Below are 25,862 nucleotides of genomic sequence, written 5' to 3'. Positions count from 1 at the left end.
CGAGACGCTGCGATGCCCGATCGTATAGCTGACCATTATGAGCGCCATGCCCACGCCTTCGATCGCGATCGCGGGCGCAGCTTCGTCGAGCGGCCGTGGATCGAGCGTTTCGTCATGCCATTACCGCGCGGCGGCGCGATCCTCGATCTCGGATGCGGCGGCGCGGAGCCTATCGGACGCTATCTGGTCGATCACGGCTTCGCGGTGACGGGGATCGACAGTTCGGCGGCGATGATCGGCCTTGCCCGCACACGCTTCCCGCGGCAGCGCTGGTTGCAGATCGACATGCGCAAACTGACGATCGAGGACCGGTTCGAGGGCGTGCTCGCCTGGGGCAGCCTGTTCCATCTCGAGCATGACGATCAGGAGACGATGATCGCGCGCGTCGCGACCTGGCTGAAGCCAGGCGGGCGACTGCTGTTCAACAGCGGGCCGAAACGCGGCACATCAATGGGCGAATATCGTGGCGACCCGCTCTATCACGCCAGCCTCGACCCGGCCGAGTATCGCGCGGCCTTTCTGCGGGCCGGCCTGGTCGAGATGGCGCATGTCGTCGAAGACCCCGGATGTGGGGGCGCGACGGTCTGGCTCGCGCGGAAGGTTTAGGGCGTGACCTTCCTTAGAAAGGCCATCACCGCGCTCCAGTTCGCTTCGGCACCCTTGGGATCCTTCGCAGCGATCAAGGTCGACGAGCCATGGAAGCCGATCGCCGGCACATATTGCTCGGCCCGTCCGCCGGGAACTGCAGCGACGACCGCCTTCGCCTCGGCGATCTCCTTCGGGTCGCTGGCCGAGGTGACGAACACCGGCACATGGACCTTCGCGGCAGCGGTCTTCACGAGCGTCTCGTCGGGAAAATACTCCCCGGGAGAGAAGGCCAGGATTGCCTTGATCTTCCCCGGATTTTCGACAGCGAGCGGGAATACCAGCGAGGAGGAGTAGCTGCTGCCCCAGACAATCACCGGGAGCTTCATCCGGCTCGCGAAGTCGAGCGCTGCCTGGAGATCCTGCTTCGCGTCGAGATAGTCGTTACTCTTGCCGAGGTGCGCGACGGTCTCGTTATCGCCATAGAGGCTCCCACCCGACCGCTGGTCGATCGCTATGGCGGAATAGCCGGCATCACGCAACCGCGGCGCAATCTCGGTGTATTCATCCTTGCTCGAGCCGGCCTGATGAAACAGCAGGACCACCGCCTTGGGCCTAGTCGCGGCGTAGGTGCGTCCGAAAATCTCGACACCGTCGCCAGCCTTCAACGTTATCGGTGCAGACACCATCTCCGGTACGGTCGTGGTTTTATCATAGGTCACCTTCGGCCCGTCGCACGATGCCAGTGCGGTCGCGCCAAGCATCATCAGCCCCAACCGCACCGTCTTCATCAGATCAGCCCGGCCAGCGGGCTCGACGGATCGGCATAACGGCGCTTGCCCATTCGGCCCGCGAGATAGGCGAGACGGCCCGCCTCGACCCCGGCCTTCATCGCCGCCGCCATCAGGATCGGGTCCTTCGCCTCGGCGATGGCCGTGTTCATCAGCACGCCGTCGCAGCCAAGCTCCATCGCCGCCGCCGCGTCGGATGCAGTGCCGACGCCCGCGTCGACCAATACAGGCACGCTCGCACCCTCGACGATCAGGCGAATCGTGACCTGATTCTGGATGCCGAGGCCCGAACCGATCGGCGCGCCGAGCGGCATGATCGCCACCGCCCCAGCATTCTCCAGCCGCTTCGCCGCGATCGGATCGTCAACGCAATAGACCATTGGGAGGAAACCTTCCTTGGCCAGTACTTCCGTTGCGCGCAACGTCTCGACCATATCTGGATAAAGCGTCTTCGCCTCGCCCAGCACTTCAAGCTTCACCAGATCCCAGCCGCCCGCCTCGCGCGCCAGCCGCAGGGTGCGGATCGCGGATTCGGCATCGAAACACCCGGCAGTATTGGGCAGATAGGTAACCTTCTTCGGATCGATGAAGTCGGTCAGCATCGGCGCAGTGGGATCGGATACGTTCACCCGGCGCACCGCAACCGTGACGATCTCGGCCCCGGAGGCCTCCAGTGCGGCAGCGTTCTGGGCAAAATCCTTGTATTTGCCGGTGCCGACGATGAGGCGCGAGCGGAAGGTGCGGCCCGCCACCGTCCAGGTATCGAGTGCCGGCGCCACGTCACCACCGCCAACGAAATGCACGATCTCAAGCTCATCGCCATCCTCGACCAGCACCTGGCCGAGAGTCGAGCGCGGCACCACTTCGAGATTGCGCTCCACCGCGACCTTTTCCGGCACGAGGCCGAGATCGGCGGCGAGTTGGGCAAGACTGAGGCCGGCGCTGACGCGGCGATGCTCGCCGTTGACGCGGATCGAGACGGTGTGATCGGTATGCATAGCTCTCCCTAGCCGGTCGCTTCGCGCGACGTCGAGAAACCTCCCCGCGCCCTGTCTCGACTTCACGAGGCACGAACGGCTAAAGAGGCAGCCCGCGATATAAGCCGCGGAACCCCGCCCGCAACCGAAAGGCTTATCCTTGGCCGACACGATCTTCGTCCTGAACGGTCCGAACATGAACCTGCTCGGCCTGCGCGAGCCGGAAATCTACGGCAGCGACACGCTCGACGACATCGCCGGGCTGCTGGAGGATCGCGCGCGGGAGCTCGACCTGAAGATCGACATGCGCCAGTCGAATCACGAGGGGCACCTGGTCGACTGGCTGCACGAAGCGCAGGCCAGTGGCGCGCGGGCGGTGATCCTCAATGCAGCCGCCTATACCCACACGTCGCTCGCACTCCACGACGCGATCAAATCGATCAAGACACCGGTGATCGAAGTACATTTATCCAATCCGCACAAGCGCGAGGACTTCCGGCACGAGAGCTGGGTAGGACGCGCCGCAAGGGGAACCATCGCTGGCTTCGGGGCGCTTTCCTACCTGCTTGCGCTTGAAGCCGCCGCTCGTCTCTGACAGGACGCCCCATTAAATGGGCTTTGGCCCAATAAGGGAGAACAGGGGTCGCATGGCCGAAGATAGTAATTCCGATCCGATGCGGATCGATGTCGAACTGGTTCGCCAGCTCGCACAGATGCTTGACGAAACGCAGCTGACCGAGATCGAGGTCGAGGATGGCGGGCGTCGTATCCGAATCGCGCGCAAGGCGGCCGCCGCGGCACCTGCGGTGCATTATGCACCTGCGCCCGTCGCAGTGCCGGTGGCGGCTGCCGCCACGCCGGTCGAGGCGGCAGCGCCGGTGGCCAGCGCGAACGCGGTAAAGTCGCCGATGGTCGGCACCGCCTATCTCTCGCCGGAGCCCGGCGCGGCATCGTTCATCAGCGTCGGGAAGACAGTCGCAGCGGGGGACACGCTGCTGATCGTCGAGGCGATGAAGGTGATGAACCCGATCCTCGCGCCCAGCGCCGGGACGGTGAAGGCGATCCTGGTCGAGAGCGGACAGCCGGTCGAATTCGACCAGCCCCTCGTGGTTGTCGAGTAAGCCTAAATGGCTGAAATCAAGAAACTCCTGATCGCCAATCGCGGCGAAATAGCGCTGCGCATCCATCGCGCGTGCCATGAGATGGGGATCAAGACAGTCGCGGTGCACTCAACCGCCGATGCCGACGCGATGCATGTCCGACTCGCCGATGAGGCGATCTGCATCGGCCCGCCGCCGGCTGGCGAGAGCTATCTCAACATCGCCAACATCATTTCGGCGGCCGAGATCAGCCATGCCGATGCGATCCATCCCGGTTACGGCTTCCTGTCCGAGAATGCCCGGTTCGCCGAAATCGTCGAGGCGCACGGCATCATCTTCGTCGGGCCGAAGCCAGAACATATCGTCACCATGGGCGACAAGGTGGAGGCGAAGCGCACCGCCGGCGCGCTCGGCCTGCCGCTCGTCCCCGGTTCGGACGGCGCGATCAGCGACATCACCGAAGCCAAGGCGATCGCGCGGAAGATCGGCTATCCGGTGATCATCAAGGCGGCATCGGGCGGCGGCGGACGCGGCATGAAGGTGTGCACGTCCGAGGACCAGCTCGAAACGCTGATGATGCAGGCGGGCAGCGAGGCCAAGGCGGCATTCGGCGACGCGACCGTCTATATGGAGAAATATCTCGGCAACCCGCGCCACATCGAATTCCAGGTGTTCGGCGACGGCAAGGGCAATGCGATCCATCTCGGCGAGCGCGACTGTTCGTTGCAGCGGCGCCACCAGAAGGTGCTCGAGGAGGCCCCTTCCCCCGTGCTCGGCGCCGAGGACCGCGAGCGCATGGGCGGGATCGTCGCCAAGGCGATGTCCGACATGGGCTATCGTGGCGCCGGCACGATCGAGTTCCTGTGGGAAGACGGCGAGTTCTACTTCATCGAGATGAACACCCGGCTTCAGGTCGAGCATCCGGTGACCGAAATGATCACCGGCCTGGATCTCGTCCGCGAGCAGATTCGAATCGCCGAGGGCCATCCGCTGACCCTGCGCCAGCAGGACGTGGTGTTTCGCGGCCATGCGATCGAGTGCCGCATCAATGCCGAGGACCCGCGCACCTTCGCGCCGTCGCCGGGGCTGGTGAAGCAGTATCACGCACCGGGTGGCATGAACGTGCGGGTCGATAGCGGGCTCTACGCGGGCTATCGCGTACCGCCTTATTACGACTCGATGATCGCGAAGCTGATCGTCTACGGCACCACTCGCCAGGGCGCGCTGCGCCGCCTGCGCCGGGCGCTGGAGGAATATGTGATCGAAGGGATGAAGACGACCATCCCGCTGCATCAGGCATTGCTCGACGACCCGGATTTCCAGGCGGGAAATTACACGATCAAATGGCTGGAGGAGTGGCTGGCGCGACAGGAGGGCTGATCGGACTCCGAAGCTTGCCCTTCCTCCAACCATTCCACCAACGCATTACCCCGAAGCTCACTCTGCCCTGGTGAAAGCCGGGGCAGAGTTGGGGCGTCTGAAATAACAGCACGCAACCCAAGTCACGGCCATCCCCAGCGGGGCCTTCGCCGGAGAAGCAGCGACTTGGCGCGCAGGCAAAATCACCGGGTGTCATCCCCGTTTTCGCGGGAACACCAGACTATGACTCGTCAGAAACTACGATTTTAAGCCTTAGCATCCGATCCACTAGGGATTCGCCAGTAGCGCAGCGGTCCGCTCAGCTTTGACGAGACTGTCCTCGGCCTCCCAGACGAGTTGGCCGATATCCTTTCGCGAGAAGACACCCTTGCATGTCACGCCCGCCGGCCAGCTGTCCGGCGCGCAAATCGCTTCGCCATTGGGCCGGGTAATGACGCGGTCACCGAAATCACCGCGGTTGTATCGATCCAATATCTCACGAGCACGGAGGACCCGATCATTGGCTGTCCGCAGTGCAGATTGTTTCGACTGCGCCAGATCGTTCTTCGCGGTTGGCAGGGGGATGGCTGCCCTTCCAGCGATCGGCGCCATCGGCAAAAGGAAAGTGCTCAGCCCCATTATGCCGGCATAGACAGCAAGCCGCGAGCGGGTGTGGGGATGCGAATGAAAACGGACTGCGTCGATACGATCCCTTAGCGACCGAGCCGGTCTCCCGAGCGAACTGGCAATGGCCAGCCGGGGCGAGCTATTGGCCGGCACCTGCAGGAGATTCAGCACTGATTCCCAATATAGTGTCGCCTTTATGTTCGACATATTGACGGCCTGAATGTCGCAGCAGCGTTCGCGGGCCTGGGACAGCTGGCGGGTGGCCCACCATGCCACGGGGTGGAAAAAGAACAGCAACTGTACGAGGCGTTCGATGTAGAGCCAGGCGACATCCCATGAGCGGATATGGGCAAGTTCATGCACCAGGACAGCGTCGAGTTCGTCGCGTCCGATCGTCTCCAGATGCTGCCGCGACATGAATATGGCCGGGGAAAGGAGGCCCGTCGTGAACGGCAACAGCTTAGCATCACCGACCACCATGTGGACAGGGCGGTCAATGTCGAACTTGCGCTGCCAGTGGCGCAACCGATCCCGCACCTCTTGTCCTGCCGGCGCAGCGCGGCGGAGCAGCCGGCTAGTCTTAAGCTGCTGGCGCAGGACGATGAAGAACAGCCCGAGGGCGCCCCCCGCCCAGATCAGGGTAAGGAAGATCGCCAGACTGCCGGATGCGACCGGCCCACCGCCTACGCCCAATCGTTCGACCGACGGCACCGATGCCGCGATTTCGCCCCCATCCGCGCGCTGATCGAGGACGGCCGGACCGAATTGGTCCCAGATCGACCCAATCCCCCAAGGCATGGCAAAGTCGGTCGGCAGCAGAAAGCGCAGCAGGACGATTGCCCAGAGCCCCATCAGCCATCGGGGGTCGCGGATACGCAGTGCGCCGATCAAACCGAATATGACGGCCGCCGCAACAGTGGCATAGAGGGACTGCCACAGGAGCCATTCGATCAGAGCCTTTGCGATATCGGCCATGATCAGGCGCTCTTTTCGCCCGCTGCGCCAGCCGCATCCTGCTTGTCCAACTCCGAAATCAAAGCTCGCAGTTCCTCGACATCCTTGCGGGAGAGTGCCTCCGATTCCCTGAACAGTCCCAAGACGACGCCCATATCGCGTTCCACGATACGGCTGGCGAAATAGCGTACGAAGCGTGCGATACCCGCAGCCTTGCTGATCGCGGGGGAATAGACGAACAATCCGTGGACCTTTTCCCGCTTCAGCAGATTTTTGGCGGCCATCCGGTCGAGTACCGTCTTTGTGGTCGTATAGGCCCATCCGGTCTCCGCAGAGATGGCATCATGCACCTCCCGCAGGCTAGCGCGCTTCAACTGCCATAGACCGCGCAGCACATTGTGCTCCGCCTGCGAAATTTCCGGAAGCCTGGCTTCTGTCTTTGATTCTGGCCGCATCGACGGTGGATCCAATCTCCGGCCGCCGATACTACAGCATAACAAGCGATGTAAAGGCAACACCGGGGCCATTTTCCGGCCGTAACGCGCGCTCCTCGCCACAGATTTTTCAACATTGAAATTACAGAATAGCACATATACTACATGATAGTATAAGCCGCTTTGGAGGTCCCATATGCCCCTTTCCGTCCTCATATTCGCCGCCTTGGTTGCGGATTCGGTGCCGCCCGCCGATCCGGCAGCCCTCACCCGGATCGAGGCTACGTGCCTGGACTATATCGACGGACAATTGGAGGGCGACCCGGTGCGGGTGGCGCGGTCTTTGCACCCTGACCTCGCCAAGCGGGCAATAGCTGGAGAAACACCCGACGAGCGGCTCGGCTTACACCGGATGACGCGCGAGGAACTGACCGACCTGACCCGGCGCGGCGCCTTGCGAACTCCCCGCCAACAATGGAGCCGTTCGTGCCGCATACTCGACACGACGCGCGACACGGCTTCGGTACGCCTCGAAACACCATGGTTCGTCGACTATTTCCACATGGGGCGCTTCGGCGACCGCTGGGTCATCGTGAACGCCCTTTGGCACCCCATTCCCCGCCCGACGCAAGGGGCGGAGCAGCCGTCCGGGAGACGATGAATGATGTCTCCTCGGTTTTATGTCATCGCATCGGCCGCGCTTGCCTTCGCAGTCTGTTCGACAGGCATGAGCGACGCGGCGCCCCACCAGCATCGCAAGGCAAGCGCTGCATCAACACCATGCGTACCCGGCCCTTTCATGCCCAATATCGTATCGACCGCGGCAAATGACTATAATCTCAGCGTCAGCGAAGACGGACGCCTGACGGTATTTGCCCGATCGGAAGCCAATTTCGAGCGGTCGCGCATCTTCTTCATGGAAAAGCGTAAGGGTAGCTGGACGGCTCCCGCGCAGATCGCCTTTGGAGATGCGCGCTACCGGGACACGGACCCGTGGCTGACGCCGGACGGGCGGTGGCTCTATTTCACGTCGGATCGTCCCGCACCCGGCCGATCGCCCGCCCGCAAGGATCGGGATATCTGGCGGGTCGAGCGGACAACGAATGGTGGATGGGGAGCACCCGAACATCTGGCCGCCGCCAGCAGTCCCGGTGAAGAACTGGGACCAGAGCTCCACGGCACCACGCTCTACTTCAATTCGTCGCGCCCCGGTGGTCCGGGCAAGCTCGACATCTATGGCGCCAGATTACGCGCCGATGGCGAATTCGATGCCCCCGTAGCGTTGCAAGTGCCGATCAACTCGCCGAGTTCGGAAGGGGATTTCACCCTGAGCAGCGATGGTCGTAGCGCATATTTCTGGTCCAGCCGCGGCGGAACCGGTGCGATATATGTCAGCCAGCGCGCCGGCGATGGATGGGGAGAGGCGACACCGCTCGCGCGGTCGATCAACGACGGCGACTTCACCTTCGGGCCTTCGCTCAGCCGCGATAGCCGGGTGCTGACATATGCCAGCACCCGGCCGCGCCCTGGCCAGCCCAAGGGGATGGCCGACATCTATCAGCCCTGCCTGCCATGAATACCGCGGCAATTGGAAGGCTTGCCCTATCCTCCAACAATGTTGTCAACGCAGTACGCTAAAGTTAACTCCGCGCTGGCGAACACGAGAATTATCCCTTGTCATCCTCGCTTTCGCGGGGAGAACAAGCTGGTAGGATGCGACCCCGAGGGGATCGCGTCATGTTTATCGGCCACTACAGTACGGCATTCATCGCGGCAGCCTCGCCAAGGGCACCTCGGCTCGGCACGCTGTTCGTCGCGGCCCAACTGGTCGATCTCGCCTTCTTCTCCTTCGTGCTGCTCGGCGTCGAGCATATGCGGCTCGTCCCCGGCATCACGGCGATGAACCCGATGGACCTGTACGACATGCCCTGGACTCATAGCCTGGCCGGCGCGATCGGCTGGGCTGCGGGCTTCGCGCTGCTGCTCTGGCTGTGGCGACGGAACCGCACGGCGGCGCTGATCGGCGGCGCGGTGGTTCTGTCGCACTGGCTGATCGACCTGTTGGTCCACCGGCCCGACCTGACACTGGCGGGCGGACCGCCGCCGTTCGGGCTCGGCCTGTGGAACCATCCAGCGATCGAGATGCCGCTTGAACTCATCCTGGCCTTTGGCGCCCTCGCCTGGTTCACAGCCCGCACGCGGGGCCCCTGGATCCCGGTCGCCACGCTCGCCGTCGCGATGGCGGCCTTCCAGGCGTTCAACTGGTTCGGGCCCGAGCCGGCCACGATCGTCGATCCGCCGCCGCCCTCGCTCGCAATCCTGGGCCTCGTCGCCTATGTGCTGCTCGCGCTGCTCGCCTGGTGGGTGAGCCGGACGAGAGCATTGAAGATTGGGAGTTGAAGGCTTGAAGGCGACGATCTGGCATAATCCGCGTTGTTCCAAATCGCGCGAGACGCTGGCGATCCTGAAGGAGACGCCGGGCGTCGAGGTCGAGGTGATCGAATATCTGAAGAACCCGCCGACCCGCGAGAAGCTGGCTGCCTTGTACGAACGCGCCGGCATGACGCCGCGCCAGGGCCTGCGCATGGCAGAGGATGCCGCACGGGGACTGAAATATGCCGATGGCGACGCGATCCTCGACGCGATGATGGTCGACCCGATCCTGATAGAACGCCCGCTGGTGGAGACCGAAAAGGGTGTGCGACTCGGCCGGCCACCGGAGAAGGTACGCGAGATTCTTTGAGACTCGAAGGAGCGGCGAGCCCCTCGGGGACCCCGGACGGATCGCGACTAGGCCTGCCGAGTCCCATTGCGCAGCACGACGGCTGGCGGGTGAGCGGCCCTGCTGGGTTCGACGCCAGGCATGCCGAGCAGAAAGCCCTGCAACTGCGAACAATGTTGTTCGGTGACAATCGCCCGCTGCGCCTCCGTCTCGACGCCCTCGGCGACGACGGGCAAATTCAGGCTGTGGCCAAGGCCGATGATCGCGCGGACGATCGATCGCGCCGCTTCGTCATGTTCGATGGCCGCGGTGAAACTGCCGTCGATCTTGATCTTGTCGAACGGAAAGCTCTGCAGATTGCTGAGCGACGAATAGCCGGTGCCGAAATCGTCCATCACGATGCGTATGCCAAGCGCGCGCAGGCGGTGCAGCAACACCACGACGGCTTCCCGATCCCGCATCAGGACGGCTTCCGTGATCTCGAGTTCAAGCCTGCTGCCGTCCAGCCCCGTCCGGTTCAGCACGTCCACAACCTGCTCGCAGAAATTGGGCAGCTGAAATTGCACCGGTGACACGTTGACCGCAATGGTGAGCGGTTCATCCCAGCGTGCGGCTTCGGCGCATGCCTGTTCAAGCACCCACGCGCCAAGCTCGACGATCGTGCCGCTCTCCTCCGCGATGGGAATGAAGGTAGCGGGGCCGATCACGCCGCGCTCCGGATGGATCCAGCGCAACAGCGCCTCATAGCCGACCGTCCGACCGGTCCCGGCCGCGATCAACGGCTGATACACTACGGAAAGCTGGTTGCGCAGAACCGCTCGACGAAGATCATGCCCGAGTTCACGCCTGATGCGGGCTGCCTCATCCATGCCGGCATCGAAGAAACAGGCAGTGCCACGCCCAGCGCGCTTGGCGCGATAGAGCGCCGTGTCGGCATTGGTTCGCAATTCGTCGCTGTTCGATCCATCGGCCGGACAAAGCGCGATGCCAATGCTGACGCCGACCGCCTTCGGATCGCGGGCCATGTTCATCTGTTCAGCAAAGCCAGCCTGTATCCGGTTCGCGAGCTGAGCTGCCGCCTCAGGCTGCGAGACGCCCGACTGGATGATCGCGAACTCGTCTCCGCCCAGTCTTGCAATCGTATCGGCCGGGCTCGTCGCGCCGCGCAGGATGTCGGCCACCTTGCGCAGGATGCGATCGCCTTCGCCATGCCCGAAGATATCGTTCACTGCCTTGAAGCGATCCAGATCGAGGCAAAGGATCGCCACCTGCTCCTCCCGTTGCTCGGCAAGGCGCAGCGCCAGATTCATGCGATCGTCGAACAATGCTCGATTGGGCAGATCAGTCAGCGCATCATGGTGCGCCAGATGTTCGATCTTGAGTTCCGCCTTCTTGCGCTCGGTAATGTCCCGGACGACCAGAACATGCGATTCGCGCCCGCGATATTCGATCGTGCGGCACAGGAGTTCGACCGGAATCTCACCACCGTCAGCCTGCAGAAGCGATATTTCGGATGGACCATCGGTCTCACCGCAGCAGTTCAGCCCCTCCGGTCCAAGCGCCAGGACGAATGTCGGCGAACGGCCCATCAACCCGGGCAATGTCCAGCCGGAAATTTCTGTAAGGCGTTCATTGATATCGAGGATTCGATCATCCCTAACGATCAGCAAGCCTTCAAGCGACGCATTGGCCAGCCCCCTGAGATCCGTGAGATGGCGGTCGAGAAAGGTCGCGCCGAAAGCCGTGAGGATGAGTGCGGTCGAGACCGAAATCACGATTCCGGCGAGGAGCGACCGGTCGATTCGACACCCCGCTGACGATAACGGTCGGATCGGGCAGCAGCGTCGTGCCGCTCATCGAGGTAAAATGAAGACTGCAAATCGCGAGGACGAACAATATCGTGGCAAGCGCAAAACGCCGGTTGTCACGAAAGACATGAAAGGCGAGCAGGGAGAGAGAGGAAAGGATGGTGCCGACCAGCACGGCCCATATGTTTACCGGTATATCATAGATGAGCCGTGCCGGCGCTTCGATCGCCGCCATGCCGGTGTAGTGCATGGCGGAAAGACCTAGTCCAAGGATGGCACCGCCGCCGGCGAATGACACGGCAGTGCCCCGCCCATGCGCCACGAGGTTCGCGACCCCCGGCAATAGTGATGGCGACGATGATCGACATGATCGTCGGCATCGGCGCGTAGCTAATGGGGAAGCCACCCTCATAAGCGAGCATCGCGATGAAATGGGTCGCCCATATTCCCGTGCCGCAGGTAACCGCAGCCATTGCCATCCAGCGATAACGATGGGCGCGTTCACATTCCTGCACGCGCTGAAACGACAGCATGCTCGTGAAACTGCCGATCACGCAGATCAGCGCCGCGACAACAATCAGCCGCCAATCATGGCGATCATGAATACAGGCAAGGACAGAAAGCATCATTCCCCCCACGCCGCCGTTTCTACAGAAATTTAACTAACGAAGTACAAATGACATTTGAGACATGAAAATGGTCGGAATGGAATTCCGCCAATTCGAGCATTTTTATCGGATTGTCGAAGTACATCCACTTTGGTTCAATGCATCCGCCGTATCTGACCGAATTCATCCCAAGAAAAGTCGACCGGCAGCAACGAGTTCTCGCGATGGAATTCCCGTACGCGGCTAGTCGCCGTCTGGCCTGACCATATCTACAATGCGAAGTGCTGACCGGAGAACGAGCGCTTGATGCGGGCTGCATCGCCCACTCCAAGGCGTGCGAGTCAGAATTTCGCCAACATCGTGCGGTCTTCGACCCAGGCGCGAAGCCGTTCGCGATCCGGCACCTCGATACCGCCATAGGACCGCTTCACCAGCCCTTCCCCCTCCAGCGCGGCAAGCGCCGTCCCGATCGCGACGCGGGTGACGCCGAACCTCGCCCCCAGTTCCTCATGCGTCGCGCACGCCCGCCCCTCCCGCACTATCGCCAGCAGCAATTTGGCCAGTTGGACTTTGAGCGGCAGGCGCCGGAGATCGTCGGCGAATTCAAGCATCGCATAGAGGCGCCGCGCCATCATCGTCATGATCGCCCGGGTGAGTGCCGGATCCGCCTCGGCGCAGCGCTCATAAGCGGCCGGCGAGACATGATCGATCAGCGTCGCACCCTTCGCGACTGCGTCGTGAGTGCGCGGGAGATCGCCGAACAGCGTCATCTCGCCGAAGCAATGACCCGATCCGAGAATCGAGGTGATCACGAACGACCCATCGAGTCCCGCGTTACCGATCTGCACCGCACCGTCGCGAACAATCGACAGGCCCGGCCAAGGATCGCCCCGGGTCTGGACCAACGCGCCGCTAGCATAGGACATGCGCGTGCCGGCTGCGCACAGGCGATCGAACATCTCCGGCGGTAGCATCGAGGCGAGGCTAGGTGCCTCCAGGAAAACCAGACCGACCATGCTGTACTCAAATTCAACGAACTCGGCGATTACGTAGTTTACAAATCCGAGCGCCGCTTACGCATCTCTTCGACGAAATTCAGTCCGGCAACGATCCCGAGCAGGCCACACACGATGCTACGGTACCGTATGATCCAGCCGACCGATGGATCGCTCAAATGGTGGACATTCTTGGCTGCCAGATATGCCCCAAGGACTGCGCCGGCTAGCGAATATATCGCCCTGACGCTCACTCGGGCTTCTCCACAGGTTTATGCTTCACCACCTTCGCCAGCTTCTCGAAGCGCTCCGAGTCGTCGTCCGCTTCAAGGTCGCTCGCGACTTCCTTGAAGCTATCAAGCTGCCTTTGGGTTTCGATCATCGAAAAGCCCCCCGCCAACGGGTTCGTAATTGACAAGAACTTATCATTCTTAAGCTCACGGCTCTGCTACCACAAGCTCAGGAACGCTCCACGGGAGCGTCCGGGGGAGAGCGCCATGAAGTTCGAGGTGATCGCGATCGTCGCCATCTATGCCGGGTTCGCGCTCGCGGAAGCGATCTCCACCGGCTTCTTTCGCAAATCGGGCGCGACACGGCAGGATACGGTGGTCGAACTGATCGGGACGACCGTGCTGCTGGTGGTGACACAGCCGCTCGCGCTGGCGGGCGGAATCTTCATTGCCCAACTCGCCGCCCCGGGGGCTCAGGGCGCGCTCTCGGGTTGGCCGATCCTCGCCCAGATCGCCCTGCTGCTGCTCTGCGACGACATGATGCAATATTGGTGGCACCGGCTCTCGCACACCGTGCCATGGCTCTACAATCTGCACCGCCCGCACCATAATGCCGAATATATGTCCGTCCGGATCGTCTACCGGAACAATATCTTCTATTATCTGCTGATGCCCTCGCTCTGGCTTTCGGGCGTGCTGGTCTATCTCGGACTGGGCTGGGTTTATGCCGGCTATGTCGTGGTCAAGATGACCGTGATCATCGCCGCGCATTCGGACCGCCGCTGGGATGCCCCGCTGTACCGGATGCCCTGGCTTTCGCCAATGATGTGGCTGGTCGAACGCACCATCTCAACGCCGGCAACGCATGCCGCGCATCACGGCAAGCATGCCGATGACGGGGTGACCCACTACAAGGGCAATTTCGGCAATCTGCTGTTCTTCTGGGACGTGTTGTTCGGCACGGCGAAGATCACCCGGCGCTATCCGGACAAGATCGGGGTGGAGAATCTGCCGCCGACGACGGCGGCGGCGCAGTTGTTGTGGCCGCTGGTCCCGGCGCCGAAACCCCCGCCACGCTGAACTTGTTCAGCGTGAAGGTCGCCCCCGGCGTCACATTGCAAAAGGACTGACCGCCGTTGCATAATGCGCCATCGCCATGGTGGTGAGCTGTGCATTCACCCGGATGCAGCTGGTGAAAGTGCTGGCGTCGGTGACGAGCACGTTGGCCGTGCCGTGCACGCGGCAATCGAGATCGACGACACCCTTGTCCGGATCGGCATTGCGTGCGTTCCCGCCCTGGGGATGCGAGCTCGAGAGGGTGACGTCGTCCGCCTCGCCGATGTGCCGCGCGAAAAAGGCATCCACATCCTCGCCCTTGTGCAGTGTCAGCCCGCGCGCGATCGCCGGATAGACCTCGCTGGCACCGGCGGCGAAATGCACGCGGGCGAGCGTCGCCAGCGCGCGGCGCAGCAGCGGCAGCTCGACATCGGCGCGCAGCTTGAAGTGAAGGCTGCCGCCGATCAGCCGGCCCTGCCGGTCGGCCGGGAACAGGATGCCGGCGGAAGCGAGCCGGTTATAGTTGAGCATGCGGTCGGCATGATGGCCGAACCAGCCGGGCATCAGGGTCGACATGCTCATCGGCGGCTGGAAGTGCGATTCGAGCAGGAAATCGCCGCGATCGACATAGGTGGCCATCTGGTCTTCGTCCCAGGCGCGCACTTGTCCCGGCATCAGCGCGACCACCGGGCAGGCGATGTTGAGCGAGATGCCCTCCCCCGTGCCGCGGATACCGCTCTTGTCGAGGATTCGGCTCGACGCCATCGTGCCCGCGGCAACGACCACGCCCCTGGTTGCCCCGATCGTCCGGCGGCTGCCGTCGGGCAGGAGAACTTCCACGCCGGTGGCGACGCGTTTCCCGTCGAGATCGGGCTCGCCCCAGACGATCCGCTCGACCCTCGTCTCGGCGAGGATGCGCGCACCCGAACGGCGTGCGTCGATCAGGAAGGACTGGGCCATGCCCTGCTTGCGGCCATAGGGGCAGCCGGTATTACAATAGCCGCAATAGGCGCAGTCGGCCTTGATCGAGCGCGGTCCGTAATTCTTGCTGAACCAGAGTGCTGGCGCCTCCGCGTCCATCGGGTCTCCCGAGGCGGCGGCGTGCGCGGCCCAGCCGTTCAGCAGGTGCGTGCCGTTGTTGCGGGCGCTCTTCGGGTCGATCGGCTCGATGCCGAGTCGAGTCTCGACGGCGCGATAGGCGGCGTCGAACCGAGTCCCATCCACCGGCGCGCCGAGCGCGGCCCAGGTGGCGAACACATCGTTCGCGAGCGGGTGGGTCAGGCCGGGTTGCTGAACGCGCAGCGCGATACCGTTGTTGATGACCGTCGAGCCGCCGACGCAATGCCCCTGAAAGATGACGATGTCATGGTCGCGGCTGGTCTGCACGCCGCCATCGACGAACAGCCGCGCGGTCATGCGGCGCTCCTCATGCGTGAGCGCCCCCGACGGGAAATGCGGCCCCGCCTCGATCACCAGCACGTCGTGATGGCGCGCAAGGTTGGCTGCCGCGACGGCGCCGCCTGCGCCCGAGCCGATGACGATGATGTCGGCCGAGGCCGGCGCCTCGCCTGGATCGAGCACATCGTCATGAGCAAGGTCGCGACCTGGAAAGGGCTCGATCTTCACTTCGCCAGGGCCGCGCACGCGCTGATGCGGTAGCTCGAAGCCGATCGCCCGGAGCACCGGGTTGTCGTCGTTGCCGGCCTCCGCCGCGCCCTCCCAGTGGCCGTAATAGCCGGCATAGACGATGCCCCGGATACGGGCGAGGTCCTGCATCAGGTTGTTCTTGCTGCGCTCAAGCCGTTTCGCCACGCGCCGCGCCCGCCACGCCGGCCCCATCAGGAGGAAGAAGGGGCCGCCCATGAAGAAGCAGATCAGATAGAGGGTAAGGCCGATCTCCTTCGGCTTGCCGCCTTCGACCATGCCGAACTGGTGCTGCAGGTTGGCGACGACCTGGCTGGAGGTGATCTTCATGTCGACGCCGTGAAACAGCGCCTCGGCCAGCGCCTTCAGGATCGCCGCCTGCAGCGGGTTGAATGGCACGCGCATCTGGATTGCCCCCTATATCCCCGCAGAACCGTAGCGAAGGGAGGTTGCAGTCGCGAGTAGGGATGGATCGGGAATCGTTGGATGAAGGTTTGGCCAAATTACGCCATGCGGAGCCGATGCTTCGGATTGCCACGTTCTCCAAGCCGCTGGCTGCTCCAGCCAGCGCGAAAGCACCCTAATGCCCCCTTTCAATATCCGCGCCGAAATTGGCGCCTAGCATTTTCGCAACACAGTCGATCGGCAGCGGCGCGTTCGGATCACGGAGGAAAGCAAGCGTCAATTGCCCACCGATGGGACATCGCACCATGACTCCGGCCGGCATAACCACGAAGCGCGCATTGGGCATTGTCCTCAGAAGTTGGTCGCCCCAGGCGAGCGACGTACTGGGATCGACCTCTCCCGCAAGAACGAGCGCAGGCACATTACTCTCGACCGACTGGTTCTCGGATCGATCAGCGGCAGCGACGTTTCAGAGCTGACACATGGCTGGCGTCGCAGCTCGACCATCTACGCTCCCCAGACCGCGCTTGGCGAAATCTGTGCCATCATCCGCGCCGGATTCTCGAACAGCATTTCCTCGCTGCACCGTATCGACAACCGCATGCGCCGGGCGAAACCCGGTAACGACTGCGCAGAGGCCATCAATTGCAGAAGGCGAGCATGCCACCAACGGCAGCCTCGACGATGCTCCCAGGCAGCTTCGAAAGACCCGTAGCCGTTGAGATCGATGCCGGAAGCGATCAGAGCCTTCCAGCATTCCACAACAACTCGCATCATTGCCGGGGCACCATGGCCGCCCCTTCTTCCCAGCATGTCCTGCTCCCTGACGCGCTTGATGCCCGGGCATTCGAGCGCGCGTGCGCATGCTGCGTACCGCGCGTTTCGAGCAAAATGAAGTCTCGCTCCTCCAGGAACGGATGCCCTTTCCTGTCGTCCGTCCATCGATATTGCTCACGCCCGGCCCACCGAGGACAAACAAAATCGGATCAGGTGCCGGTGAGCGGCGCCGCTGCGGAATCATGAAGGGCAACCTGATTATCCGGCTGCCATCGCTAGCCACCTTATATCGGCATAAAAATCAACGAAAATTCCAGAAATTTTACCTCCACCAAATACATCCAAACCAAATTGACATTACCTTTCAGCAATATTTTCACAACCACGAAGAACCGGAAATCTGCAAATAATGCAATTTTCTCGTAGTATTATTGAAATAAATTTCGTTGATGATATAAATAATTTAATATCCATTGCAGGATACTACGACCTCATTGTCGATGGAAGTCTTACGTGGACAGCAGGGCCTCGCGCTCTAAAAATACCGCTGCGAGCAGCACAATCCGTACCATTCAATATGAATCAACCTTCCAAATACAGCCAAATTTGTTGCAATAAAATTTGATATTATTATTTCACATGATACCACAATGCGCTGCCTGTTGCAGTTGCAAATAATCTGGAGAATTTCATGATGAAAAAAAATTTTATAACTTCACTGTCAATAATTTCTCTATCTCTAGCAGTATTTGGATCAGAATCTGAAGCTCAAGTCATTGGATCTCCAATACCAGAGCAAACAGCTGGCTGCTCCGCCGTTCTCGGAACCAGCCCTCGCCTGCAATGCGAAACGACTGCACAAGCCCTGATTGAAGTAAATTCTGCTCCAGGTGGATTTTTATCTCCAGATCATAGATTCCACCTTTATGTTCAAGATGATGAGAATGTCATCTTGCGCTATTATCCTGGGGGACTCGAAAATGGCGGCTCATCCAGCATTCTCTGGACTTCTAGAACCAATAAAAACTATCTTTATGCGATGCGCCTGGCCTTTCAAACTGATGGAAATCTGGTCGCGTACGAGAACAACACAAATTCTGCAATCTGGTCATCTAAGACATACGGAAACCCAGGAGCAAAACTAACCGTTCAAAACGATGGCAATGTTGTAATTAGAAACTCAGCAGGAGCTGTCATTTGGACAACCAATACCTGCTGCCACTAAAATAACACACCGTTAATATAAAAGCTGCAATCGGAATATAGTTCTGATTGCAGCCCATAATCACAAATCGCACCAACCTTGCAAATTAATTATAAATTTTTAATATTTTCATTTACTGATTCTCGATAATTCCACCCAAAAGGCCCCCTCCAATCCAGCATTAGCAACAGATCGCTTTGGAATAAAATTGATATCAGGCTTTGGCGTGTAGAAATCTTCATTAATAATAGCGAGATTGGCGATCTGTCGATTGCTATCAGAAACCCTAGCTTGGATGCTGCCTGTCGCCCGGCAGACCGTCGCGCCACACAAGACCGTGATTGTTGTCGTGTCGACATAGGGAATGCGCGCCATCATATCTCGGACAGCGATTTCCGTAGGCACTGCCCATATAATATCGCGTCGCTCATGCTTGACATCTGGTTCATTTATGACCTCACCCCGAGACATTTCCAAAGCCGAGGATATCATATTGCGCGCCACTTGCGGAGATACACTCGAAAGAAGATAACTCTGCGATGGCGCGTAGCCTAAGGTCGGAAGCGCCCGTGGCTGCACAGCGCGCCCTTGTACTACCTGTATGGTATCCGACTTTGGTTGCGGCGGCGCGCTTTCCATCAGATAGACGCTCGCACTCGCAACGGCGATAAAGATCACTCCCCATCCAATGTACTTCACGAATCCCCCTATACCAAACAGAAATTGTAGCGATATTGCAATTCATTGTCGACGCGCTATATTATTTCCAGCATGACTAATTATGCAAGGATTTGGCGCATTTTCATTAAGGCTTCTATTCTTTTTTCCCAGCAGCGATGCAAGTGGAAGATTGTGCCAGCCACCTGAACTTTGCCCGATGTAACGATTCTGCCGTTCGCTCGATCGGGTTCAGCATGGCAGTTCGTTTAGATCGACGCCGCCACTAGCCCCTGCGCGCCTCCCTCGCTAAAGCCCGCGGGCATGAGCCAGATCACCCCCGAGATCGTCGCCCAGCACGGGCTTTCCCCAGAAGAATATGAGCGCGTGCTGCACGCCATGGGGCGAGAGCCAAACCTGACCGAACTTGGGATCTTTTCAGTGATGTGGTCCGAGCATTGCTCGTACAAATCCAGTCGTATCCATCTGAAAAAGCTTCCGACTAGCGGCCCACAGGTGATCTGCGGCCCGGGCGAGAATGCCGGCGTGATCGACATCGGCGATGGCCAGGCGGCGATCTTCAAGATGGAAAGCCACAACCACCCGTCCTACATCGAGCCCTATCAGGGTGCGGCGACCGGAGTCGGCGGCATCCTGCGCGACGTGTTCACCATGGGCGCGCGGCCGGTGGCGAATCTCAACGCGTTGCGCTTCGGGCGGCCCGACCATCCCAAGATGCGCCACCTGATCGCGGGCGTCGTCCATGGCATCGGCGGCTATGGCAATTGCGTGGGCGTGCCGACAGTCGGCGGCGAGGTGAATTTCCATCGCGCCTATGACGGCAACATCCTGGTCAACGCGATGACGGTGGGCGTCGCGGAGACGAACAAGATCTTCTATTCGGCCGCGTCGGGCGTGGGCAATCCCATCGTCTATGTCGGGTCGAAGACCGGGCGCGACGGCATTCACGGCGCGACCATGGCCTCGGCCGATTTCTCCGAGGATTCGGAGGAGAAGCGCCCGACCGTTCAGGTGGGCGATCCCTTCACCGAGAAGCTGCTGATCGAGGCTTGCCTCGAATTGATGGCGTCGGACGCGATCGTCGCGATCCAGGACATGGGCGCTGCAGGCCTCACCTCCTCCTCGGTCGAGATGGCATCAAAGGGCGGCGTCGGCATCGAACTGGTGATGGACGCGGTGCCGCAGCGCGAGGCCGGCATGACGCCATACGAGATGATGCTCAGCGAGAGCCAGGAGCGCATGCTGATGGTGCTCAAGCCCGGCCGCGAGGCTTTCGCCGAGGCGATCTTCCACAAATGGGAACTGGATTTCGCCGTTATCGGCCATGTCACCGACAACGGGCGCATGGTGCTGAAATGGCAGGGCGAGACGGTGGCGGACATTCCACTCGGCCCACTGGCAGACGAGGCGCCGGCCTATGACCGTCCCTGGGTGAAGACGCCGCCGCCGGCACCGCTGACCAACGTTCCCGATACGACCAACATCGCGGCTGACCTGCTGACGCTGATGGCATCGCCCGATATCGCCAGCCGCCGCTGGATCTGGGAGCAATATGACCACATGGTCGGCGCGGACACGGTGCAGCGGCCGGGCGGCGACGCCGCGGTGGTTCGCGTCCACGGTACCAGCAAGGGCCTGGCGATCACCACCGATTGTACCCCGCGCTATTGCTATGCCGATCCCTATGAGGGCGGCAAGCAGGCGATCGCCGAGGCCTATCGCAACCTTTCCGCGGTCGGCGCGAAGCCGCTGGCCACGACCGACTGCATGAATTTCGGCAACCCGCAACGGCCCGAGATCATGGGCCAGTTCGTCGGCTGCATCGAGGGCATGGCCGAGGCGTGCGCGGCGCTCGACTTCCCGATCGTGAGCGGCAACGTGTCGCTCTACAACGAGACCAAGAATGACGACGGGACCGGGTCAGCCATCCTGCCGACCCCGGCGATCGGCGGCGTCGGGTTGCTGGACGACTGGTCGAAATCAGCGACGATCGCCTTCAAGGGCACTGGCGACGTCATCCTGCTGATCGGAACCCGTTCGGGCCATCTCGGCCAGTCCCTGTGGCTGCGCGAAGTTCATGGCCGCGAGGAAGGACCGCCCCCGCCGGTGGACCTCGCCGCCGAGCGCAAGACCGGCGAATTCGTGCGCGCGCACATCGCCTCGGGCGCCTTCACCGCTGTGCACGACGTCTCCGACGGCGGCGTCGCGGTGACGATCGCGGAGATGGCACTGGCGAGCGGCATCGGCGCGATGCTGCATGCCCCCCTGCCCTGCGGCGTCGCCTGCTCGCTGTTCGGCGAGGACCAGGGGCTCTATGTCGTGACGGTCGCCGACCATGCCCTGCTCGACACCTTGGCGGGCGCCGGCGCGGCCGGGATCGAGGTGGAACGGATCGGACGGACCATTGCCGGACGCCTGATCTTCGAACTGCCCGACGACGATCATGTCGTGACGCTGGCGGATCTCCGCGCCGCGCACGAGGGCTTCTTCCCGACATTGATGGGCGAGACCCTGGTATAAGCGGGTACAGCCTTTGGCGAGCGTTAGCCGGAAGGCGGGATCTGCCGTGACCTGGCTACCCCAAAATGGACCCAGATCGCATTGCGGACGACATGACCCGGCCGTAGCATTCGGCACCCTTCAAGGAGAGAAGCCATGAAGTCTGTCGATTCGAAAGCCTTACGGATGCAATTTGACATGCTCGGCAAGGCGATCGTCCGGGAAACGGCGCGCGAGAACACAACGGTCGCCCGCAAGACTCCTTATGAACCCTATGACGCGATTTTCACAGGACGCGGCAGCGGCGGCTGATCCCGAAAGAACGGCCGTTCGACCATGTTCGCGGCCGACATCGCGTTTTCAGACCTGAAGGCTCCCGTCGACATCATCGGTGGGAGCCTTTTGTTAGGCAGTTCCCGCATCACCCCGTTCGCGCACAGGATGTTGCGCAGTCTCGTGATCGAGACCGATATGACGATCTCCGTTGCCTGCATGGAGCGGTTTCGCGACGATCCTCAGGGTCTCGACCATATCCGCCCCAATGACGGGCGCGCGATTGCCGAGCGGCTGGACGATGTCCGGTCCCACCTGCTGGACTGGGCGCTCCTGACCCTCGACAGGGTCGACGGCACCATATCCTATGAAACGTCGCAGATACATTCCGCGCCAGTCTATCTCCGCGCCGCTTCGGGGCGTCTCGCGATCGACTGGGATTGCACGCGGCTCCTGCGCGATACCCAAGCCCCGATCGATTGGCCCGGGTTGATGGCCCATGTCGCCGGGCTGGCACCCTATACTCCGGAAACGCTCGTCACGGGACTGTATCGCTCCCTCGCGGGCGCGCGTCTCGTTGCACGGGGCCAGAGCATCGAAGCTCACCTGCCCGCCCCGGCGGAAATGCCGGGCGCGCAGGCCCTGTCCCAAGGAGCATCGGCCGAAAACCTCCTGTTCGATACGGTCAAGGCACTGCTGGCGGCGCGCGACGTCGACCCGCGACAGCTGGCGGTGGAACTCAGCGGCGGCATGGATTCGGCGCTGGTCGGGCTGGCCGCGGCCGACATATGGGGGACAGGGTTGCTCAGCTACGGTGCGCAATTCGACGGCGCGATGGGCGACGCACAACGCGAGCGGCGACAGTTGCTGTGCGATCATTGCGGGTTCGAGGATATCGCCTTGCCGGCGAGCCGTTTCCTCCCGTTCAGCCCGCGCGGCGCGCGGCGCGGCCAGTTCGGCGTCTGGCCGCAGGATGAAAGCTATCCGGAGATTTTCGAAACCATCTTCGACCTGCTCTACCGCGCCGGCATCGATACACTCGTCAGCGGGTTTGGCGGAGACGAACTTTATGCGGTGTATCTGGGAGAAGAATCGGACGACGAGGGCGAGTCACCGCCGGGAGGACATGCCTACCTCACCGAACATGGGCGCGAGGTCGCGCGAGAAGGAGCGGGTGCGGGGCTGCGGGGTCTGGTGGCCGATACGAGCTGGCTATCGGCCGCGGGTCGATCGCAGCGCCTGCTGCGACGGGGGATCTGGCCGATCTACCCCTATATCAACCCGGTGCTGGCGCGCTTCGCCGCAAGCCTGCCGTGGGAATATCGCCGCGACCGAACGGTACTGCGGCGCCTGCTGAGCCAACGCCTTGGCAACCCGGTCTTCGAGAACCGCTATGTGAAGGAAAGCTTTCGCGATGTCGCACTGCGGGGCATCATCGAGCACCGCGACTACCTGCAGGCGATGCTCCTGCGATCACCCATCTTCGACCCGGAGATGATCCACCGCGACCGCCTGCTGGCCGCGCTTGCCGGCGATATCGAGGCCCTCCCGAGTGCCGATTTCGGTTTCCTGTTCCTGATACTGACGACAGGCTGTTTCTTCGACGGTCGCGAAGCCGAATGATCCCCTTGCCGTCGGAACGGCGATCCGACAGGCCCATAGGCACAGCGTAAATATGATGCGGCAAGGGAATTGCGTGACGACGAATCAGGGAATGCCGGCGCCTGCCATCGGGCCGCGCAGGATCGCGACGCTCGACGTGATCCGCGGGGTCGCGGTGATGGGTATCCTGATCATGAATATCGTCGCCTTCGCGATGCCGGAGGTGGCCTATATCAACCCCGCTGCCTTTGGCGGACACAAGGGCATCGACCTGACGGTGTGGGCATTCAACTTCATCCTGGTCGACGGCAAGATGCGGGGGCTGTTCTCCTTCCTGTTCGGCGCGTCGACGCTGCTGGTCATCGACCGGGCGATCGCCAAGGAGGAAAGTCCGGCCAGGGTGCATTTTGCCCGGATGTTCTGGCTGTTCCTGTTCGGCGAAGCCCATATGATCCTGCTGTGGTGGGGCGACATCCTCCACCATTATGCGCTGATCGGCTGTATCGCCTACCTGTTCCGCAAGACGGAGCCGCACAAGCTGGTCGCGATGGCGATCATCCTGTTGCTGACTGAATTCCTGATGGTCTCTTCAGTGACGATGAGCGTGCAGGCGAGCGAGATCGCGATGCAAACACCGAAGCCGAGCGCGGACACCATTCGCCAGTTTCAGGAATTCCGTAGCGGATTCGGCGTACCGACCGCAGGTCAACTGGCGAAGGATCTGGCGCTCCATCGCGGGCCTTATCCAGCGCTGGCCGCGCACCGGCTGGATGAGGCGATCTCGACGACGCTTCGCACGCTGATCTTCGTCGGAGCCGAAACGCTGGGCTATATGCTGCTCGGCATGGCATGCCTCAAATCGGGGATGCTCACCGGCGAATGGGATCGAAGGCGATATCTGCGCTGGATTCTCATCGGCTTCGGGATCGGAATCCCCATCTCCGCCGCGCTTGCCTGGTATGTCGCGTCGCAGGGTTTCGCTATGTTCCCGCTGGTGCTCGGCACGCTGATGCTGCCAACGGTGTTCCGGCTATTGATGATCGTCGGCTGGGCGTGCCTGATCGTCCTGCTGTCACGCTCAGGCGGCGCGATCGCCGCGCGACTGGCAGCGACGGGACGCATGGCCTTTTCCAACTATCTCGGCACCAGCATCCTCTGCTCCACTATCTTCTACGGCTACGGCCTCGGCCTGTACGGTCATCTGTCACGGGCCCAACTCTATCCGATCGTCTTCGCGGTCTGGGCGCTGATGCTGCTCTGGTCGAAGCCATGGCTTGAACGCTTCCGATTCGGCCCGCTCGAATGGCTATGGCGATCGCTCGCGCGAATGCGGCTCCAGCCGATGCGCGGGCCCGCCATGACCGATTGAGCTTCTTGCGATCAATCCGCAAAAGACCTTGCGACTGGTTCGCATTAGCCCTAGATCAGGGGTCAGGCGAGGGAGCACCCATGGTCGTTTGTATCTGTAATGCGATTCGTGAGCAGGATGTCCGCGAGGCTGCGCGCAGCGGCGCGAAAAGCGCGTGCCAGGCCTATCGGACGCTCGGCCGGCAGCCGAAATGTGGCCAATGCGTGCCGTTCGCGCGAGCCATTATCGATGAGGAATGTGCGGCTGCGTAGCGTTCGCAGGGCCAAAAAACCGCAGATTTCCGCCATTTTTTGCCTGTTCGGAGTCCGTGTTCTGCGCTAGATTGCGCGGGCATTACGGAGACACGACAATGAAGGGCGACCCCAAGGTCATCGACTATCTGAACGAGGCGCTCAAGAACGAGCTGACCGCGATCAACCAGTATTGGCTTCACTATCGGCTGTTCGATCACTGGGGCGTGCGCAAGCTGGCCGAGTTCGAGAAGCACGAATCGATCGACGAGATGAAGCATGCCGACATGCTGTCGGAGCGAATCCTGTTCCTCGACGGCCTGCCCAATTTCCAGCTCCTCGGGCGCCTGCGCATCGGCGAGACGGTCGAGGAAGTGCTGAAGGCCGATCTCGCGCTTGAGATGGAGGCACTGCCCCTGCTCCGCGACGCGATCGAGCATTGCGAAAAGGTCCGCGACTATATCAGCCGCGACCTGTTCCGCCGGATCCTCGACAGCGAGGAAGAGCATGTCGACACGCTTGAGCGCCAGTTCGAGATGATCGAGCGCATGGGCATTGCCAACTACGTCCAGTTGCAGAGCAAATCGGCCGACGACGAAGGCTGAGCGATTTCTAAGCCCCTTCCTTTCGGGAAGGGGCTTTTTTTTCGCTCAGTCCTGAGCCGCCTCGTTCGACAGACCGTAGAAGTCCAGCGTCTGCGGCGTGACCCAGCCATAGTGATAATTGGCCACGAAGATGCCGAAGAGGATCGTCGCGACGATCGTTACGCGAAGCGCCGTCCGGCCCACGCGGAACTCGTGCGGGGCGCTTTCGGCCTGGCCGGGCACCCGTTCAGTCCCCGCCTCCTCCGCCGTCCTGACCCCGAAGGGCAGGACGAGGAAGACCGAAAAGGCCCAGAACAGGAAGTAGATCGCGAGCATCGACGGCCAGCGCAT

At 61.7% G+C, this 25,862-nt stretch carries 29 protein-coding genes; 18 read left to right on the top strand and 11 right to left on the bottom strand.

Annotated features, from left to right (window positions below; translation table 11 throughout):
- The first annotated feature begins 12 nt into the window (after positions 1 to 12).
- Complete coding sequence (locus P0Y59_01210; GenBank protein WEK00345.1) at positions 13 to 606, top strand: class I SAM-dependent methyltransferase; 594 nt, start codon at positions 13 to 15, stop codon at positions 604 to 606.
- Here P0Y59_01210 and P0Y59_01205 read toward each other — a convergent pair.
- Positions 603 to 1,376: an alpha/beta hydrolase gene (locus tag P0Y59_01205; protein ID WEK00344.1), complete on the bottom strand. Its 774-nt coding sequence runs from the start codon at positions 1,374 to 1,376 to the stop codon at positions 603 to 605. The two genes, P0Y59_01210 and P0Y59_01205, sit on opposite strands and share 4 nt — an antisense overlap.
- Positions 1,376 to 2,374 (bottom strand): sulfur carrier protein ThiS, encoded by a 999-nt coding sequence (thiS, locus tag P0Y59_01200; GenBank protein ID WEK00343.1) that lies wholly within the window; start codon positions 2,372 to 2,374, stop codon positions 1,376 to 1,378. Before thiS ends, P0Y59_01205 begins: the two co-directional genes overlap by 1 nt.
- A gap of 139 nt (positions 2,375 to 2,513) precedes the next feature.
- Between thiS and aroQ the strand changes: the two genes are divergently transcribed.
- From aroQ to accC, 3 genes are read left to right on the top strand one after another with little or no spacing between them, the layout of a single operon-like run.
- Positions 2,514 to 2,948: a type II 3-dehydroquinate dehydratase gene (aroQ, locus tag P0Y59_01195; protein ID WEK00342.1), complete on the top strand. Its 435-nt coding sequence runs from the start codon at positions 2,514 to 2,516 to the stop codon at positions 2,946 to 2,948.
- 52 nt (positions 2,949 to 3,000) lie between these two features.
- Positions 3,001 to 3,474: an acetyl-CoA carboxylase biotin carboxyl carrier protein gene (gene accB / locus P0Y59_01190; protein WEK00341.1), complete on the top strand. Its 474-nt coding sequence runs from the start codon at positions 3,001 to 3,003 to the stop codon at positions 3,472 to 3,474.
- A 6-nt stretch (positions 3,475 to 3,480) separates the two neighbouring features.
- A complete protein-coding gene (gene accC / locus P0Y59_01185) occupies positions 3,481 to 4,833 on the top strand; it encodes an acetyl-CoA carboxylase biotin carboxylase subunit (GenBank protein WEK00340.1) in 1,353 nt (450 codons plus the stop codon).
- Positions 4,834 to 5,100: 267 nt separating this feature from the next.
- On the opposite strand, the gene P0Y59_01180 is transcribed toward accC, so the two are convergent.
- Together P0Y59_01180 and P0Y59_01175 are read right to left on the bottom strand one after the other, a co-directional pair.
- Positions 5,101 to 6,414 carry a M56 family metallopeptidase gene (locus P0Y59_01180; GenBank protein WEK00339.1) on the bottom strand — a complete coding sequence of 438 codons (1,314 nt, stop codon included), beginning with the start codon at positions 6,412 to 6,414 and terminating at the stop codon, positions 5,101 to 5,103.
- A 2-nt stretch (positions 6,415 to 6,416) separates the two neighbouring features.
- A complete protein-coding gene (locus P0Y59_01175) occupies positions 6,417 to 6,848 on the bottom strand; it encodes a BlaI/MecI/CopY family transcriptional regulator (GenBank protein WEK00338.1) in 432 nt (143 codons plus the stop codon).
- Between the two features lie 175 nt (positions 6,849 to 7,023).
- Between P0Y59_01175 and P0Y59_01170 the strand changes: the two genes are divergently transcribed.
- The 4 genes from P0Y59_01170 (at position 7,024) to arsC (ending at position 9,570) form a co-directional block, all read left to right on the top strand.
- A complete protein-coding gene (locus tag P0Y59_01170; protein ID WEK00337.1) occupies positions 7,024 to 7,488 on the top strand; it encodes a nuclear transport factor 2 family protein in 465 nt (154 codons plus the stop codon).
- Between the two features lie 138 nt (positions 7,489 to 7,626).
- On the top strand, positions 7,627 to 8,403 hold the full coding sequence (locus tag P0Y59_01165) for a hypothetical protein (GenBank protein ID WEK00336.1): 777 nt from the start codon (positions 7,627 to 7,629) through the stop codon (positions 8,401 to 8,403).
- A 161-nt stretch (positions 8,404 to 8,564) separates the two neighbouring features.
- Positions 8,565 to 9,227: a hypothetical protein gene (locus P0Y59_01160; GenBank protein ID WEK00335.1), complete on the top strand. Its 663-nt coding sequence runs from the start codon at positions 8,565 to 8,567 to the stop codon at positions 9,225 to 9,227.
- Positions 9,228 to 9,231: 4 nt separating this feature from the next.
- The gene (arsC, locus tag P0Y59_01155; protein WEK00334.1) at positions 9,232 to 9,570 is read left to right on the top strand and encodes an arsenate reductase (glutaredoxin); all 339 of its coding nucleotides are present in this window, start codon (positions 9,232 to 9,234) and stop codon (positions 9,568 to 9,570) included.
- Positions 9,571 to 9,617: 47 nt separating this feature from the next.
- On the opposite strand, the gene P0Y59_01150 is transcribed toward arsC, so the two are convergent.
- On the bottom strand, positions 9,618 to 10,874 hold the full coding sequence (locus P0Y59_01150; GenBank protein ID WEK02460.1) for a bifunctional diguanylate cyclase/phosphodiesterase: 1,257 nt from the start codon (positions 10,872 to 10,874) through the stop codon (positions 9,618 to 9,620).
- On the opposite strand from P0Y59_01150, the gene P0Y59_01145 reads away from it, so the two are divergent.
- Entirely contained in the window at positions 10,758 to 11,366 is a 609-nt protein-coding gene (locus tag P0Y59_01145) for a hypothetical protein (protein ID WEK02684.1), read from the top strand. The two genes, P0Y59_01150 and P0Y59_01145, sit on opposite strands and share 117 nt — an antisense overlap.
- 188 nt (positions 11,367 to 11,554) lie before the next feature.
- Here the strand turns inward: P0Y59_01145 and P0Y59_01140 are convergent, their stop codons facing one another.
- The 3 genes from P0Y59_01140 to P0Y59_01130 all read right to left on the bottom strand — a co-directional run bounded on the left by P0Y59_01140 (position 11,555) and on the right by P0Y59_01130 (position 13,342).
- Positions 11,555 to 11,983, bottom strand: coding sequence for an MHYT domain-containing protein (locus P0Y59_01140; GenBank protein ID WEK00333.1), 429 nt, complete (start codon positions 11,981 to 11,983; stop codon positions 11,555 to 11,557).
- A gap of 323 nt (positions 11,984 to 12,306) precedes the next feature.
- Complete coding sequence (locus tag P0Y59_01135) at positions 12,307 to 12,981, bottom strand: Crp/Fnr family transcriptional regulator (GenBank protein ID WEK00332.1); 675 nt, start codon at positions 12,979 to 12,981, stop codon at positions 12,307 to 12,309.
- A 229-nt stretch (positions 12,982 to 13,210) separates the two neighbouring features.
- Positions 13,211 to 13,342, bottom strand: coding sequence for a hypothetical protein (locus P0Y59_01130; protein ID WEK00331.1), 132 nt, complete (start codon positions 13,340 to 13,342; stop codon positions 13,211 to 13,213).
- Positions 13,343 to 13,457: 115 nt separating this feature from the next.
- Between P0Y59_01130 and P0Y59_01125 the strand changes: the two genes are divergently transcribed.
- Positions 13,458 to 14,270: a sterol desaturase family protein gene (locus P0Y59_01125; protein ID WEK00330.1), complete on the top strand. Its 813-nt coding sequence runs from the start codon at positions 13,458 to 13,460 to the stop codon at positions 14,268 to 14,270.
- 30 nt (positions 14,271 to 14,300) lie between these two features.
- Here P0Y59_01125 and P0Y59_01120 read toward each other — a convergent pair whose 3' ends face one another.
- Complete coding sequence (locus P0Y59_01120; protein ID WEK00329.1) at positions 14,301 to 16,295, bottom strand: GMC family oxidoreductase N-terminal domain-containing protein; 1,995 nt, start codon at positions 16,293 to 16,295, stop codon at positions 14,301 to 14,303.
- Positions 16,296 to 17,158: 863 nt separating this feature from the next.
- Here P0Y59_01120 and P0Y59_01115 point away from each other — a divergent pair.
- Both P0Y59_01115 and P0Y59_01110 read left to right on the top strand, forming a co-directional pair.
- Positions 17,159 to 17,482, top strand: a complete 324-nt coding sequence (locus P0Y59_01115; GenBank protein ID WEK00328.1) for a hypothetical protein — start codon at positions 17,159 to 17,161, stop codon at positions 17,480 to 17,482.
- 281 nt (positions 17,483 to 17,763) lie between these two features.
- Positions 17,764 to 18,297: a hypothetical protein gene (locus P0Y59_01110; protein WEK00327.1), complete on the top strand. Its 534-nt coding sequence runs from the start codon at positions 17,764 to 17,766 to the stop codon at positions 18,295 to 18,297.
- Positions 18,298 to 18,405: 108 nt separating this feature from the next.
- On the opposite strand, the gene P0Y59_01105 is transcribed toward P0Y59_01110, so the two are convergent.
- Positions 18,406 to 18,975 (bottom strand): hypothetical protein, encoded by a 570-nt coding sequence (locus P0Y59_01105; protein WEK00326.1) that lies wholly within the window; start codon positions 18,973 to 18,975, stop codon positions 18,406 to 18,408.
- 282 nt (positions 18,976 to 19,257) lie between these two features.
- Between P0Y59_01105 and purL the strand changes: the two genes are divergently transcribed.
- From purL to bfr, 6 genes are all read left to right on the top strand, one after another.
- On the top strand, positions 19,258 to 21,474 hold the full coding sequence (purL, locus tag P0Y59_01100) for a phosphoribosylformylglycinamidine synthase subunit PurL (protein ID WEK00325.1): 2,217 nt from the start codon (positions 19,258 to 19,260) through the stop codon (positions 21,472 to 21,474).
- Between the two features lie 135 nt (positions 21,475 to 21,609).
- Positions 21,610 to 21,765 (top strand): hypothetical protein, encoded by a 156-nt coding sequence (locus P0Y59_01095; protein ID WEK00324.1) that lies wholly within the window; start codon positions 21,610 to 21,612, stop codon positions 21,763 to 21,765.
- 129 nt (positions 21,766 to 21,894) lie between these two features.
- A complete protein-coding gene (locus P0Y59_01090) occupies positions 21,895 to 23,349 on the top strand; it encodes a hypothetical protein (GenBank protein ID WEK00323.1) in 1,455 nt (484 codons plus the stop codon).
- Positions 23,350 to 23,422: 73 nt separating this feature from the next.
- Positions 23,423 to 24,697, top strand: coding sequence for a DUF418 domain-containing protein (locus P0Y59_01085; protein WEK00322.1), 1,275 nt, complete (start codon positions 23,423 to 23,425; stop codon positions 24,695 to 24,697).
- 80 nt (positions 24,698 to 24,777) lie between these two features.
- The gene (locus tag P0Y59_01080; protein ID WEK00321.1) at positions 24,778 to 24,948 is read left to right on the top strand and encodes a (2Fe-2S)-binding protein; all 171 of its coding nucleotides are present in this window, start codon (positions 24,778 to 24,780) and stop codon (positions 24,946 to 24,948) included.
- Positions 24,949 to 25,046: 98 nt separating this feature from the next.
- Positions 25,047 to 25,532 carry a bacterioferritin gene (gene bfr, locus P0Y59_01075; protein WEK00320.1) on the top strand — a complete coding sequence of 162 codons (486 nt, stop codon included), beginning with the start codon at positions 25,047 to 25,049 and terminating at the stop codon, positions 25,530 to 25,532.
- Between the two features lie 45 nt (positions 25,533 to 25,577).
- Here the strand turns inward: bfr and P0Y59_01070 are convergent, their stop codons facing one another.
- Positions 25,578 to 25,862 (bottom strand): DUF1467 family protein, encoded by a 285-nt coding sequence (locus tag P0Y59_01070; protein ID WEK00319.1) that lies wholly within the window; start codon positions 25,860 to 25,862, stop codon positions 25,578 to 25,580.

Source organism: Candidatus Sphingomonas phytovorans (assembly GCA_029202385.1).
GTDB classification, from domain to species: Bacteria; Pseudomonadota; Alphaproteobacteria; order Sphingomonadales; family Sphingomonadaceae; genus Sphingomonas; species Sphingomonas phytovorans.
This window is presented reverse-complemented; position numbering and strand designations above follow the sequence as displayed.

What these genes read in the sequence shown, in the direction of transcription:
- bfr (WEK00320.1), top strand. Translation starts at nt 25,047, where the DNA reads ATGAAGGGCGACCCCAAGGTCATCGACTATCTGAACGAGGCGCTCAAG.
- P0Y59_01080 (WEK00321.1), top strand. Translation starts at nt 24,778, where the DNA reads ATGGTCGTTTGTATCTGTAATGCGATTCGTGAGCAGGATGTCCGCGAG.
- P0Y59_01090 (WEK00323.1), top strand. Translation starts at nt 21,895, where the DNA reads ATGTTGCGCAGTCTCGTGATCGAGACCGATATGACGATCTCCGTTGCC.
- P0Y59_01110 (WEK00327.1), top strand. Translation starts at nt 17,764, where the DNA reads ATGATGAAAAAAAATTTTATAACTTCACTGTCAATAATTTCTCTATCT.
- P0Y59_01135 (WEK00332.1), bottom strand. Translation starts at nt 12,981, where the DNA reads ATGGTCGGTCTGGTTTTCCTGGAGGCACCTAGCCTCGCCTCGATGCTA.
- P0Y59_01070 (WEK00319.1), bottom strand. Translation starts at nt 25,862, where the DNA reads ATGCGCTGGCCGTCGATGCTCGCGATCTACTTCCTGTTCTGGGCCTTT.
- P0Y59_01165 (WEK00336.1), top strand. Translation starts at nt 7,627, where the DNA reads ATGCCCAATATCGTATCGACCGCGGCAAATGACTATAATCTCAGCGTC.
- P0Y59_01205 (WEK00344.1), bottom strand. Translation starts at nt 1,376, where the DNA reads ATGAAGACGGTGCGGTTGGGGCTGATGATGCTTGGCGCGACCGCACTG.
- P0Y59_01125 (WEK00330.1), top strand. Translation starts at nt 13,458, where the DNA reads ATGAAGTTCGAGGTGATCGCGATCGTCGCCATCTATGCCGGGTTCGCG.
- accB (WEK00341.1), top strand. Translation starts at nt 3,001, where the DNA reads ATGGCCGAAGATAGTAATTCCGATCCGATGCGGATCGATGTCGAACTG.
- P0Y59_01115 (WEK00328.1), top strand. Translation starts at nt 17,159, where the DNA reads ATGCTGCGTACCGCGCGTTTCGAGCAAAATGAAGTCTCGCTCCTCCAG.
- purL (WEK00325.1), top strand. Translation starts at nt 19,258, where the DNA reads ATGAGCCAGATCACCCCCGAGATCGTCGCCCAGCACGGGCTTTCCCCA.
- P0Y59_01145 (WEK02684.1), top strand. Translation starts at nt 10,758, where the DNA reads ATGCCCGAAGATATCGTTCACTGCCTTGAAGCGATCCAGATCGAGGCA.
- P0Y59_01180 (WEK00339.1), bottom strand. Translation starts at nt 6,414, where the DNA reads ATGGCCGATATCGCAAAGGCTCTGATCGAATGGCTCCTGTGGCAGTCC.
- P0Y59_01160 (WEK00335.1), top strand. Translation starts at nt 8,565, where the DNA reads ATGTTTATCGGCCACTACAGTACGGCATTCATCGCGGCAGCCTCGCCA.
- P0Y59_01120 (WEK00329.1), bottom strand. Translation starts at nt 16,295, where the DNA reads ATGCGCGTGCCATTCAACCCGCTGCAGGCGGCGATCCTGAAGGCGCTG.
- P0Y59_01175 (WEK00338.1), bottom strand. Translation starts at nt 6,848, where the DNA reads ATGCGGCCAGAATCAAAGACAGAAGCCAGGCTTCCGGAAATTTCGCAG.
- P0Y59_01170 (WEK00337.1), top strand. Translation starts at nt 7,024, where the DNA reads ATGCCCCTTTCCGTCCTCATATTCGCCGCCTTGGTTGCGGATTCGGTG.
- P0Y59_01210 (WEK00345.1), top strand. Translation starts at nt 13, where the DNA reads ATGCCCGATCGTATAGCTGACCATTATGAGCGCCATGCCCACGCCTTC.
- P0Y59_01130 (WEK00331.1), bottom strand. Translation starts at nt 13,342, where the DNA reads ATGATCGAAACCCAAAGGCAGCTTGATAGCTTCAAGGAAGTCGCGAGC.
- thiS (WEK00343.1), bottom strand. Translation starts at nt 2,374, where the DNA reads ATGCATACCGATCACACCGTCTCGATCCGCGTCAACGGCGAGCATCGC.
- P0Y59_01095 (WEK00324.1), top strand. Translation starts at nt 21,610, where the DNA reads ATGAAGTCTGTCGATTCGAAAGCCTTACGGATGCAATTTGACATGCTC.
- accC (WEK00340.1), top strand. Translation starts at nt 3,481, where the DNA reads ATGGCTGAAATCAAGAAACTCCTGATCGCCAATCGCGGCGAAATAGCG.
- P0Y59_01140 (WEK00333.1), bottom strand. Translation starts at nt 11,983, where the DNA reads ATGCTTTCTGTCCTTGCCTGTATTCATGATCGCCATGATTGGCGGCTG.